12 protein-coding genes are annotated in these 12633 nt (G+C 61.7%); 3 read left to right on the top strand and 9 right to left on the bottom strand.

Annotated elements, in window-relative coordinates:
• Positions 1-44: 44 nt before the first annotated feature.
• A complete protein-coding gene (locus tag FCU66_RS32195; RefSeq protein ID WP_136617784.1) occupies positions 45-1385 on the bottom strand; it encodes an extracellular solute-binding protein in 1341 nt (446 codons plus the stop codon).
• Between the two features lie 297 nt (positions 1386-1682).
• On the opposite strand from FCU66_RS32195, the gene FCU66_RS32190 reads away from it, so the two are divergent.
• The 3 genes from FCU66_RS32190 to FCU66_RS42335 all read left to right on the top strand — a co-directional run bounded on the left by FCU66_RS32190 (position 1683) and on the right by FCU66_RS42335 (position 3869).
• Positions 1683-2657, top strand: a complete 975-nt coding sequence (locus FCU66_RS32190; RefSeq protein WP_168991856.1) for a GlxA family transcriptional regulator — start codon at positions 1683-1685, stop codon at positions 2655-2657.
• Between the two features lie 851 nt (positions 2658-3508).
• The gene (locus FCU66_RS42340) at positions 3509-3646 is read left to right on the top strand and encodes a hypothetical protein (RefSeq protein WP_246094121.1); all 138 of its coding nucleotides are present in this window, start codon (positions 3509-3511) and stop codon (positions 3644-3646) included.
• Positions 3647-3653: 7 nt separating this feature from the next.
• Entirely contained in the window at positions 3654-3869 is a 216-nt protein-coding gene (locus FCU66_RS42335; RefSeq protein WP_246094120.1) for a Cif family virulence factor, read from the top strand.
• Between the two features lie 172 nt (positions 3870-4041).
• On the opposite strand, the gene FCU66_RS32180 is transcribed toward FCU66_RS42335, so the two are convergent.
• From FCU66_RS32180 to FCU66_RS32145, 8 genes are all read right to left on the bottom strand, one after another.
• A complete protein-coding gene (locus FCU66_RS32180) occupies positions 4042-4344 on the bottom strand; it encodes a DUF982 domain-containing protein (protein WP_136617786.1) in 303 nt (100 codons plus the stop codon).
• 125 nt (positions 4345-4469) lie between these two features.
• On the bottom strand, positions 4470-5456 hold the full coding sequence (locus FCU66_RS32175) for an ABC transporter ATP-binding protein (protein ID WP_136617787.1): 987 nt from the start codon (positions 5454-5456) through the stop codon (positions 4470-4472).
• 8 nt (positions 5457-5464) lie between these two features.
• Positions 5465-6424: an ABC transporter ATP-binding protein gene (locus FCU66_RS32170; protein WP_136617788.1), complete on the bottom strand. Its 960-nt coding sequence runs from the start codon at positions 6422-6424 to the stop codon at positions 5465-5467.
• Positions 6421-7392 (bottom strand): ABC transporter permease, encoded by a 972-nt coding sequence (locus FCU66_RS32165; RefSeq protein ID WP_136617789.1) that lies wholly within the window; start codon positions 7390-7392, stop codon positions 6421-6423. Before FCU66_RS32165 ends, FCU66_RS32170 begins: the two co-directional genes overlap by 4 nt.
• Positions 7392-8408, bottom strand: a complete 1017-nt coding sequence (locus FCU66_RS32160) for an ABC transporter permease (RefSeq protein WP_136617790.1) — start codon at positions 8406-8408, stop codon at positions 7392-7394. The genes FCU66_RS32165 and FCU66_RS32160 overlap by 1 nt, the downstream gene beginning before the upstream one ends.
• 22 nt (positions 8409-8430) lie before the next feature.
• Positions 8431-10092, bottom strand: coding sequence for an ABC transporter substrate-binding protein (locus tag FCU66_RS32155; RefSeq protein WP_136617791.1), 1662 nt, complete (start codon positions 10090-10092; stop codon positions 8431-8433).
• Positions 10093-10110: 18 nt separating this feature from the next.
• A complete protein-coding gene (locus FCU66_RS32150) occupies positions 10111-11016 on the bottom strand; it encodes a proline iminopeptidase-family hydrolase (RefSeq protein WP_136617792.1) in 906 nt (301 codons plus the stop codon).
• Positions 11006-12565: a leucyl aminopeptidase gene (locus FCU66_RS32145; RefSeq protein ID WP_136617793.1), complete on the bottom strand. Its 1560-nt coding sequence runs from the start codon at positions 12563-12565 to the stop codon at positions 11006-11008. Before FCU66_RS32145 ends, FCU66_RS32150 begins: the two co-directional genes overlap by 11 nt.
• Positions 12566-12633: the final 68 nt, after the last annotated feature.

The following is a 12633-nucleotide window of genomic DNA, read 5'->3' as shown; positions in this document are numbered from 1 at the left end:
GACGGGCAAGGGATCAGTCAGGGTCCCGGAAAAGTATCCCGGGATCAGCCTTCGTCCAAGTCGGACTGCCACTGCGTCTGGATCTGCTGCATCGCCGCGTCGATCGTCGTCTGTCCCGACCATACGCCCTCGAGCGTCTTGGCGAGGAAATTTCCACCTGAGTAGATCGTGAAGTTGGGACCATTCACCACCGGGATCTCGCCGATGGTGGCAAAGCTCATTCCGTCGACGAAGGCGCCGCGGATATCCCACGGGCTGCCAGCGGTCTTGTAATCCGGACGCTCCAGGATCGATTTGCGTGGAGAGGCGCCGCGCCCAACCGTCGTCCACAGGAAGCTGTTATCCGACAGCCATTTGACGGCCGCCATTGTAGCTTCGTGGCGCCCTGGGTCAGCCTGTTTGTAGAATTCCAGGCCACCCATCTCGAGATATGTCACGTGCTTGGCGCCGATCTTGGGAAACAGCACCGTCTTGAATGGCAGTTTCTGTGCCACGTAGCCGGCAAGTGTCCAAGGGCCGGTCCAGAAGATCGAGCCCTGCCCGGTTCCGAAAGCCTTGTAGCGGTCGGTGACGTCGCGGGTCGAAACCATGTGCTTGTCGAAAAGGTCGAGCACCCATTGCATCGCCGCCTTGCCGGCATCGGGGTTCACGCAAGCTGTCTTCAGATCGTCACTGGCACGCTGGAAGCCCATCTGTTCCGCAACGATCCCCCAGGTGACGGTCGGCTGAACGCCAGAACCAGTCATCATGATCCCCGAGCGAGTGACCTTGTCGCCTTCACGCTTGGTCATGGCCATCGCCCATTCCAGCAGTGTGTCGCCATCCAGTGGCGGCTTGCTGGCGTCGAGGCCAGCTTCCTTGACATGATCGAGGTTGATTTCAGGCTGAAGGCTCATCAGGTCCATGGGGATCATGAAGACCTTGTTGTCGTATTTCGGATAGCGGGACCCGGCGATCGACGTCGTACTGAAGTCGGCAAGATCGAGACCCGAGCCGGCGATGAGATCGTCGAGCGGTATGATGACCTCGTCGCGCGCCAACTGGGCCGACTTACCGGCCGTGCCCCAGCCAAAGTCTGGCGCCTTGCCGGTGGCCGAGGCCGCAAGCACCTTGGTTACATATTGCTCCTCAGGAACCACCTCCATGCGGATCTGGACACCCTTGTCCTTGTGCGCGTCGTTGAAGGCGGCGATCATCTTGGCCCACACCTCGCCGTCCGAAGCCGATAGCCAGCTCCAATGCACGATCTCGATCGGGTTGGCGGCCGAGGCGCGGCCGGTCCAGATGTGCGGAACGGCAAGACCGACCCCAGCGGCCGCAGCCGACCTCAAAAGTGTTCTGCGGTTCAGGGCAAAAGTCGATTTGTTCAATGAAGTCAAATCCATGACAATCTCCCACGCGGCATGCGCTAGGCGCTCACCACGCTCTGTTAGAGCTTATTTTTCTATGTTCCCTCGTCGAGATCGTCCCAGAACGTGCTCTCGGCGTAGTGACAGTGTTGGCCAATCGGCCGCCCAAGAGTTGATCCACAGCGTCACACAATATATCTGGAACGTCATCGGCAATTTTCTCGGACGCTTGTCATGGTCGCAGATACGAATCTCGTCATCGCAGCCGCCTCCAACCGCCGGCCGCGGTTCGCCTTCCTGCTGCAACCCGAATTTCCCATGAATGCCCTGATCATGGCGACCGAGACGCTGCGCATAGCCAATCAGAACAGCGGTCAGCATCTTTTCGAATGGATCATGATTTCGGATTCGGGCGACTCGGTACGCGCCAGCAACGGCATGTGGGTTGCCGCGAACCACGATCTGGCCAACTTTCCGCGCTGCGACTTTCTGGTTGTCCTGGAAGGCAATCTGCCGACGCAAAACATATCGGCCAACGTGCGCGGAGCCCTGCGCAATGCGTACCGGCATGGATCGATGATCATAGGCGTCGACACGGGCGCCTTTGCCATTGCGGCAGCTGGCCTCACGGGCGATCGCGAGGCGGTGGTGCACTGGGAGGCGGTGTCATCATACCTTGAGCATTTTCCGGCGGCCGAGACAAAGAACCAGATCTATTTCATCGATCGTCAACTTGCCTTCTGCGCGGGCGGAGTGGCAACGCTCGACATGATGCTCGATCTGATCGGAAGGCTGCGCGGGGCGAGCCTCGCCAAGGAAGTCGCCAATGCGCTCATTCATACGCCGCGCGAAGGTATTCATCCGCAGCGAACGGACGATGATGCGATTGGCGAAGCACGACCTTCCTTGTCCCACAGGATCGTGGCGTTGATGGAAGACAATCTCGATTTCCCGCTGTCGCCGAAGAGCCTTGCGCGCCACCTCGGTATTTCGGTGCGGACACTGGAGCGCTGCTGTCTTCGGCAATTCAACCAGACCCCGAACCAGCTCTATCTGCGCTCGCGCCTGCAGGCGGCGCGCAACCTGCTTTTCTACGAAGAGCGTGAAATCAAGGATGTCGCCTATGCTTGCGGCTTTTCCTACCCCTCGGTTTTCACCCGGGCTTTCACCGCCCAGTTCGGTCAATCACCACGCGCGTTCCGCCAGGCATTTCGCGATACACAGATCACGGTCCGCCCCGAGATCGTCAGGATGTCTCGAAGCCGCCCACCTGGCATGGAATCCACCGCCGACGAGGTGGGCGTCTAGAGAGGGAGCAGAACGGCTATAAAGGCGAGAGGCTCGTCGTCTTGCTATGCCCCACCAGATTCGTACTTAGATGGGCTCAAATCGCTCAGCCGTAGCAGCGAAGCCGGAACTGGCAATTCAGTGAGTGGGGGGAAAGGCGGTAGCGCTCTTCCGACTCGAACCCCCGGCAGGCGATCGATCGCGACGTCTGGGTAGCCGAGGGCATTCAGGTCCAGAGCGAGTGCGATAATCAAGCGTGCCCAAAAGTATGTCCTGGTGCCCCCAATCTCCTTCACAAGCACATGCGATTCGGACGGAGGCGCAAGGCAGAAAGTCCGAAAAGCTTCCAAGAACCCCAGGGAACTGGATGCTCGCAGCGGAGACGCAACAGCGCTTTATTGGCTCAACCCCGTCGGAGACGCGCGATTGGCCGCAGAACACCAACCTGGCAACAGACGGCTGGGGGTGGATACGGCGGCGATCCTCGTGGTCGAACTGGCGACTGGTAGCGGCACACGGCCAGGCAAAAGACTGATCGGCGGGTCTATCGCAGGATCGGAAATGGAATAGAAGCAGAACTTTCGTGTGCAGTTTTTGCACACGGTCTCCCATAACTATTTGATTTTACTTACTTGTCCGCCCAATCCATCATAGGTGCTATGGCAAGCTTTGCTTCCAGCATGTCGTCCAATCGAGGTCGGCCAAATCGGGCCATTGCGGCGCCTATTTAGCCTATTTGCCGCTTCTTTCAACCGCCGGGCTTTTGAGGCCGCCGGTGGGTGGCAACGCTGATCCAGAAAATTCCTCGACCTGTCACGGACGGGTGAAAGGGTTTGCGATAGGATTTCGTTGGAAGCGCAGCGGAGGTCAACATGGGCGACCCAGCAGAGAGAAAACCTGTCTACGATCCCCAGCAACTGGAGCCCCTGCTGATTTCGCGGCAGCATGCGGGCGATGTCGACGGCATGACCGCCCTGTTCGAAACCGGATGCGGTTATCGACTGTGGTGACGGACGCTTGCTGCACGGCCGGGAGGCCATTCGCGGTTACTATGCCGAAATCGCCGCGTCAGGACGGAAGTTCGCCGTGGGAGAGCAACGGCCGGCGCTCGTTTGCGGCGACCTTGCGCTCACATCGACCCGACTTCCCGACGGCGACGTGACCAGCGAGGTTGCCCGGCGGCAAGCCGATGGCAGTTGGCTTTGGGCGATCGACCGTTATTCCGTCACCTAGAGCAATTCCAGGAAAGGTGTGAAACGGCCTTCCTGGGAAAAGCGCATAGCGCTTTCCCTTGGGAATTGCGTCAAAACAAAGAGTTAGAGTGGTTAGCTCCGAAGCGCATCGCAAAACAAAACCCGCGCCGCCATGGCGCGAGACCTCGCAAGAGCGTCAAGACAACAGGCGCCTACCGCCGCAGCGCGTGCACGCTCGCCATGCTTTCGCCAGCCACCGGCAACGCCATGTCGTCATCGAGCAGGCGCGTGATGCGGGCAAAGCCTGTGAACGCTTTCCTTGCTTCCTCGGCCGACATCTGGCCCGACAAGGCGGCCGAGCAGCAATTCAGCGCGCACTGATAGACCGGACCGCGCCGTCCCGTCGGCCATTTCCGCAAGAACACCATGGCCTCGGCAACACTATCGACTTCTTCAGCAGGATGTCCCTGCCCACGCGAAATCCGCACGGGCGAAAAGAAATGCAAATAGTCCATCGTTCCTCCCGGTCGACCGCGATGCGCTCGATCGAACCCAATGAAACGGGCTATCCGCCTGTTGGTTCCACGCAGAAAATAGAATTTTTAAAAATCTGCCAGCCGAATGCGATCATGAATGTCGGCTATACCGTCGGGAAGTGGCACGCGACTTTGCGACCGGGTCGGTATTCCCTCAGCTGCGGCCGCTCCGAGCGGCAGCGCTCCGCTGCGATCGGGCATCGGGGGTGGAAACGGCACCCGGATGGCGGCTTGAGCGGGCTCGGCACGTCGCCGGTGAGGATAATGCGCTTGCGCGTCCCGCTGGGCGTCGTCTCGACGACGGGAACCGCCGAGATCAGCGCCTGGCTGTAAGGATGGGCTGGTGTGGCAAACACCTCCTCCGCCGGCCCTTCCTCGACGATCGAGCCGAGATACATGACCGCTATGCGGGTCGACACTTGACGCACGACGGACAGGTCGTGGGCGATGAAGATGTAGGTGAGGTTCAGCTTCTCCTGCAGATCGGCAAGCAGGTTGACGATTTGCGCCTGCACCGACACGTCGAGCGCGGAGACGGGTTCGTCCAACACGACGAGGTCGGGGTTCAATGCAATGGCCCGCGCTATGCCGACACGCTGGCGCTGTCCGCCGGAAAATTCATGCGGATACCGCATGACATGATCCGGCAGCAATCCAACGAGGTCGAACAGTTCCGCGACGCGTTTCTTGATCTCGTTCGACGAAAGCTTGCTATGGATACGCAGCGGCTCGGCCACCAGGTCGCCGACGCGCCGACGCGGATTGAGCGACGCCGACGGGTCCTGGAAAACCATTTGCAGGCGGCGCCGGAGCGGCCGGAGTTCGGACAGAGACTTCGAGGTGATGTCTTCACCTTCGAACAGAAGCTCGCCGTCCGATATGTCGTGGAGCCTCACCAGGCAGCGCGCCAGCGTGGACTTGCCGCATCCGGATTCGCCAACCAGCCCGACCGTCTCGCCACGCCACACGGTCAGGGAAACATTGTCGACCGCATGCACGGTTCGCTTGCCTTCGGCGGAAAAACGGGTGCCGATCGAAAAACGCTTTCCCAGCGAACGCGTCTCGAGGATCGGGCGGTCTTTGTCGGTCATCGGTCCGCTCATGCCTGTGCCACCCTGAAGCATGCGGCGGCGTGGGTGCCGCCCCCAAGGTCGGGCTTGCCGGTCGCGCAGGGCTCGTAGTGAACCGGGCATCGCGGGCCGAAAGCACAGCCTTGCGGCAATCGCAGCAACGACGGCGGCGAACCAGGAATGGCCGGCAGGCGCCGTGGTTTCTCGCCGGTCAGTGGCGGGATCGAACCGAGCAGCGCCCGTGTATAGGGGTGTCGGGGGTCGGAAAACAGCTCCGCGCGACTGCCGCGCTCCACCACACGGCCCGCATACATGACCATGACGCGGTCGGCGAGTTCGGAGACCACGCCCATGTCATGCGTGATGAAGACCACAGCCGACTTGTGCGTCGCGCGCAGCTTGCGCACCAGGTCGAGAATGCCGGCCTGCACCGTGACGTCGAGCGCCGTGGTCGGTTCGTCGGCCACCAGCAGTGCCGGATTGCAGGACAAAGCCATGGCGATCACCGCCCGTTGACGCATGCCGCCCGAAAGCTGGTGCGGGTAGCGCGACATCGCCTCGTGTGGGTTCGGAAAATTCACCTCGGCCAGCAGTTCCTCCACGCGATCCATCGCCTTGGACTTGCTGATGTTGCGATGCGCGCGGATCTGTTCGGCGATTTGCCAGCCGACCGTGTAGACCGGCGTCAGCGCGGTCATCGGATCCTGGAAGATCATCGCGATCTCGTTGCCGCGCAGCCGCCTGAGTTCGCGCGCGGGCAGTCCCACGAGTTCGCGGCCCTTGTAGCGGATCGAGCCTTCTATGTCGGCGTTGGGATCGGTGATGAGGCCCATGACGGCCAGCAGCGACACCGTCTTGCCGGAACCGGATTCGCCGACGACACCGAGGATCTCGCTCTCTTCGAGGTCAAAGGAAACGCCATCGATGGCCCGCACCAGGCCGTCATTGGTGCGGAAAGACACTCTGAGGTCGCGCACCGACAGTATCATGATGTCCTCAGGCGCGGATCGAGAAGGATGTAGACGAAATCAATGACCGCATTGGCGATGACCACGAACATGGACGCGTACATCACCGTTGCCATGATCATCGGCAGATCGAGATTCTGCAGCGCGTCATAGGTGAGCTTGCCGATGCCGTGCAGCCCGAACACCACCTCCGTCAGCAAAGCGGAGCCTCCCACCAACGCGCCGAAGTCCAGGCCGAACAGGGTGACGAACGCAATGAGCGACGTGCGCAAGGCATGGCGCAGCAGGATGCGGGTCTCCGACAGGCCCTTGGCCCGGGCCGTACGGATATAGTCTTCCTGCAGGGTTTCGATGATCGCCGCGCGCAGCACGCGCCCGTAAATGCCGATGTAGAGGATGGCCAGCGTGATCCACGGAATGACGAGGGTCAGGAACCAGCCTTTCGGATCGTCGGAGAAATTCTTGTAGCCGAGCGGTGGCACCCAGGAGAACGCCCAGCTGTCGTGGTAGCGGCTCTGGGTGATCAGGTTCATCACCTCGCCCAGCCAGTAGACCGGCATGGAAATGCCGAGAAGCCCCAGCGCCATCAGAAGCTTGTCCAGCCAGCTGTCGCGCGTGGCGGCGGCGACGATGCCGATGACGATGGAGACGACGACCCACAGGATCGCCGCCCCGAACACCAGCGAAAGCGTGACCGGGATCGAATCCAGCACCGCCGGCACCACCTTCCAGCCCCGATTGACGAAGGAGGTGAGATCGCCCGTGACGAAGATCTTCTCCATCATCTTCACATATTGCACGTAGAGCGGGCGATCGAAGCCGAAGCTGTGGCGCACCGCTTCCAGCACTTCGGGCGATGCATTGCGGCCGGCGATGCGCGCCGCCGGGTCGGCGCCCGGCGTTGCGAAGAAAATCAGGAAGACGATGACCGAGATGCCGAACATCACGAACAGCATCTGACCGAAACGGCGCAGGATTGCGTAGATCATCAGTCGCGCCCCAACCGAACCTTGGAGCGCGGGTCGAGCGCGTCGCGCAGCCCGTCGCCGAAGACATTGAGCGCCATGACGGAAACCGCGATCGCCAGGCCCGGCACCAGCGCCACCAGTGGCCTGGTGTAAAGCAGCGCCTGTCCGTCCTGGATGATGGTGCCCCAGCTCGCGGCGGGCGGCTGCACACCGATCGAAAGGAAGGAGAGTGCTGATTCCGTAAGCATGTTCAGCGCCATCATCAGCGGCACGAAGACGATGAGCGTGGTGGTGACGTTGGGCAGGATATCGCGCCACAGGATGCGCCATCCCGGCACGCCCAGATTGATCGCGGCCAGCACGAATTCGCTATGGCGCAGCGACAGGACCTGCCCGCGTATCGGGCGCGCCACATAAGGCACGTAGACGATGCCGATGATGATGACCGGCAGCCACAGACTGCCGGACTCGATCTGGATCGACCCGATCGTGATGCCATGCGCGATGGTGACGATGGAAAGTGAAATCGCCAGCAGGTAGATCGGAAACGCCCACAGCACATCCAGCAAGCGCGACAGCACCGTGTCGGTGATGCCGCCGAAATAGCCGGCGATCAATCCCGCCGCCGTGCCCAGGATCAGGGTGAAGATGGTGGCTGCTCCGGAGATCAACAGTGAGCTGAGCCCGCCATAGAGCATCCTGGCCATGACATCGCGCCCCTGGCTGTCGGCGCCGAGGAAGTAATTGCCGAGCCGCCAGGTCGGGCCGAGCGGTGTGTAGCCAAGCCCGAGCCCTTCCGTTGACTGTTCCATCACCGGAACGTCGGCGCCGTCGATCTGGATGACGGCGTCGAGCGTCGAGGCGAATGGGTCCACGCCTGCCCACTTCGCATAGAGAGGCGCACTGAGACAGGCAAGGACGATGAGGAGGAACACGGCCAGGGATGCCATGGCAGCCCTGTCCCTTGCCAGCTTCGCAAACGCGACGGCCCAGGGCCCTCGCGTCTTGCGCGGCGCGGCGACAGCTATGTTCGACACGGGCGTGCCCCTCCGCAGTTCGTTACTGCACCCAGGACTGGGTGATCATCCAGTTGAACTGCCGGTTGAACTTGAAATTGCCAAGCCGTTTGCTGACGAAGTCAAGCCGCTTCGGTGTGAAGAGACCGACGGCCGGTGCCTTGTCCGTAACTTGCCTGTCGACTTCGGCCCACAATTTGTCGGCGGCTTTCTGGTCGGTGACGCCGAGGTCCAACGCCTTTTGCATCTTGGCGTCGATCTCCTTGTCGCAGAAGCCGGCGATGTTGATCGAAGCATCCGAACCTTCACGGAAGGAGGCGCAACTGAACAGGATGTTCAGGAAGTCCGAAGCCGCAGGATAGTCCTTGTACCATTGGGTAACCGACATCTGCACTTTGTTGTTGGTGTTCTGGATGTAGGTGAACTGGATGTTGGACGAGATCGGCTTGACGTCGGCGACATAACCGATGCTGGTCAGCACGCTCTGCAGATAGACGCCGATGGACCGCGAAATGGCGGTGTCCTCGACGATGATGGTCACCTTCTGGCCCTTGGTGCCGGAGTCCTCGACGAGCTGCTTTGCCTTGTCGAGATCGGGCGCCGACCATTTGGCACCGGGGTCCTTGGTGAAGGGGCAATTGTCTTCATGGCCGGGGAAGTCCGGAGGCAGGACCTGGCAGACCGGCGAAGCCAGCACCTTGCCGCCGAACAGCTTGACCAGCGTGTTACGGTCGATCGCATAGGCAACGGCCTGGCGGGCCTTTTCGTTGTCGAAGGGAGCAAGACGGTTGTTCAGCGGCGCATACCACCATGCCGAAAGCGGCGAGATGTGCAGCTGGTCCATGGACTTGCTGCCAAGTTCGCCCAGGCGGTCGCTCGGCAGCGCGTCGAACATCCAGTCTGCTTCGCCGTTCTGAATCGCCGTGACGGCTGCTTCCTCGGACAGGCCGAAATCATATTGAACGACATCCGGATAGCCGTCCGGTTGCGCGTCCTCGTTCCACTGCTTGAAATTGGGGTTGCGGGAAACCGTCATGCCCTTGTTGGGGTCGAAGGCGGAAATCATGTACGCACCGGTGCTGGGAATGGGCTTGGAGCCCATGTCTTCCGCGGGCGTATCCGCCGGCAGGACCACGGCATGGGGCAAGGCAAGCTTGTAGAGCAGTTCGGCATCCGGCTTGGTGATGTTGATGGTGATGGTGCCGGCCACCTCGTCACCGACAACGCCGCCTTCCAGAGTACAGCTCTTGGTGTCGGCCAGGCATTTGTCGGCGCCGACAATGCCGGCATAGAAAGTGCCGGAGGTCGGCCCGGAAACCTTGAAGATGCGCTGGAAGGAAGCGACAACGTCCTTCACGCCAAGATCCTGGCCGCTGGAGAACTTGATGCCCTTGCGCAGCTTGAAGGTGAAGGTCTTGCCGTCATTGCTGACCTGCGGCAGGGCCTCGGCCAGATCGGGAACGATGGTGAAGCCGTCCATGCCCTCGGCCTTGCGGAAGGCCACCAGGCCATCATAGATCGGCTGGTACATCTGCCAGCCCTGGTCCGTGTAATTGATGTGCGGATCGAGCGTTCCTGCTGCCGAGCGGGCCAGCAGGCGAATGGTGCCGCCGCGGTGTTCTTTGAGATATTCGGCCTGTGCCGGAGCCAGCCATGTGCCGGCCAGCAATGCCGCGGCTGACGCCGCCAGAAGCAGTTTCTTCATGTTTTGATTCCCCTTTTTTCAGTTGTCGTTGTTGTCCAGGAAGTCTCCCACCACCCGCATGCACGCATCTTGCTCTTCGACATGTGGCATGTGGCTGGAATGCTCGAATATCTCCCAGCGCGACCCTCTGATGCCGTCCTTGTAGGGCTGCACGGTCGCGGGCGTGGCCTCGTCGTGACGTCCGGAGATGATCAATGTGGGAACGTCGATGGCCGGCAGGCGGTCGACGATGCTCCAGTTCTTCAGCGTTCCGATGACATGGAACTCGTTCGGCCCATTCATCACATGATAGACCGTCGGATTGCGCACAACCTGGGCGAAGGTCTCCGTCACCTCGGGTGGGAAAGGCACGACCCGGCAGACATGCCGCTCGTAGAACGCCATCGTCGCCGCCTGGTAGGCCGGATCGTCCGTCGTGCCGGCCTGCTCGTGCCGGGTCAGCGTTTCCTGGACATCCGCAGGCAGGTCGGCTCGCAGCCGGTTGGCCTCTTCGACCCACAGCTTCATGGACGCCGGCGAGTTGGCGATGGTCAGCGACTTCAGACCCTGTGGCCGCGTGACCGCATATTCGGCGCCCAGCATGCCGCCCCAGCTCTGGCCAAGCACGTGGAAGCCCGTCCTAATGCCGAGATGGTCGACCAGGTTTTCAAGTTCGTCGATGAACAGCCGGGGTGTCCAGAAATCGGCGCCTTTCTCAGGCAGCAAGGTGGAATTGCCGCAGCCCAACTGGTCGTAGTGGATGACGGCGCGATCTCTTCGCGCAAGCAGCTTGTAGGCGTCGACATAATTGTGGGCGACGCCCGGCCCGCCATGCAGGATCACCACAGGCGCCTTTTCGCCACCGAGTTCGCCACTGACCCGATACCAGGTCTCGTAAGCGCCGAAGGGGGCTCTTCCTTCCCTGCCAATGATCTCAGACGACATTCCGGTTCCCAGCGTTTGAAGGCATCTTGTTGCTCGTGACGCGACTTAGTTTTTGCTGCACCCACTCTTCCAGCATCTGCACGCCGAAGGCAGTGGCACCTTGCCTGCCAAGAGGCCGATCGGTGTCGGTCAGTTCCTTGCTGGCGATGTCGAGATGCACCCAGGGGCGATCTTCCGTGAAATGACGCAGGAAGGCCGCGGCGTAGGGAGCATCGCCGTCTTCCATGTCCTTGGCGTGATGCCGCAGATCCGCGAACGGCGATTGCAGACCCTCGTCGTAGGCCCGGTCGAGCGGCAGCCGCCAGAACCGTTCGCCGACCGTTTCTCCGGCCGCGATCATCTGTGACGCGATGGCATCGTCGGTGCTGAACAGGCCCGCGAATATCGATCCCAGGCCACGCGTCACCGAATAGGTCAGCGTCGCCAGATCGACGATCACCGAAGGATTGAAACGCGTGGCTGCATAGTGGAGGCAGTCGGCCAGAAGCAGGCGCCCCTCCGCATCCGTGTCGAACACTTCCACGGTCTGTCCCGAGGCAGTCGTGATGATGTCGCGCGGTTTGAGCGCGGTGCCGGACGGCATGTTCTCGGCGATGCCAAGAACGCCGACAACGTGTACTGGGCTGCCTTGTCGGGCGAGCGCTATCAGCAGGCCGACCACGGCCGCTGCCCCACCCATGTCGGCCTTCATGTCGAACATCTGCGTCCCGCCCTTGATGCAGAGGCCGCCCGAATCGAAACAGACGCCCTTGCCGACGAAAGCGAGCGGTTGGGCGGGAGCCCCCTTGCCGCGATAGCGCAGGACGGCAACCCGCGGCGGCCGTGCCGAGCCCGACCCAACGGCCAGCAGCGCGTTCATGCCGAGGTCTTTCAGTTGCGCGGCATCCAGCATTTCGATGTCGATACCGGCTTCACGCAGCGGTTCCAGATGGTCGTGGAAATTGTCGGGGTGGAGATGGTTCGGCGGCAGGTTGACCAGGGTCCGTGCATATTCGACGCCATCCGCGATGGCATTGATCCGAGCCAGCGCCGAGGTCAGGTCCGGTCCGCCTGCCCCGACCAGTTTCACCCGCAAGGTTCGATCCGCTCCCGCCCCTTGCCGCCGGTTGCGCATGTCGAAACGATAGCGCCGCAACCGCATGCCCAGCGCGACGCGCGCCAGGATCTCGGCAGCGGGCAGGTCGACGCCGGCGATCGGGTCGAGGACCAGCGTGGCCGCGCATTCCCCCTTGCCTTCCAGATGCGCGGCAAGCAAACCGCCGGCGCGCGCCAGGGACAGGGTCGTTACGGCTTCAGCTTTGCCCAAGGCCAGGACGATCACGCGCTTGGTCGATACTGCTTGCGGGGCGATAAGATCGACGCAGGCGCCGGATTCGGCCAAGGCGGCCGGGTCGGAGCAGGCACGGGATAGTATCCCGCTCATCTCCGCGTCCAGAGCCGCCGCCCGGGGGCCAAAGCCTGTTTGGGCAGTTTGCAAAATCACGACGACGGAGGTTTCCGCTGAAATCTCGTCCGCGGTTTCGAAGACCGGCGCTGGCGATTGAGGCATAGGCTGGGTGTTCTCTCCAATTGCGGCGATACCGGGCAAAGCTTCGCTGTCCACCGGTGGAGAGCGGT

It is taken from the genome of Mesorhizobium norvegicum (genome assembly GCF_004919685.1).
GTDB classification, from domain to species: Bacteria; Pseudomonadota; Alphaproteobacteria; order Rhizobiales; family Rhizobiaceae; genus Mesorhizobium; species Mesorhizobium norvegicum.
This window is presented reverse-complemented; position numbering and strand designations above follow the sequence as displayed.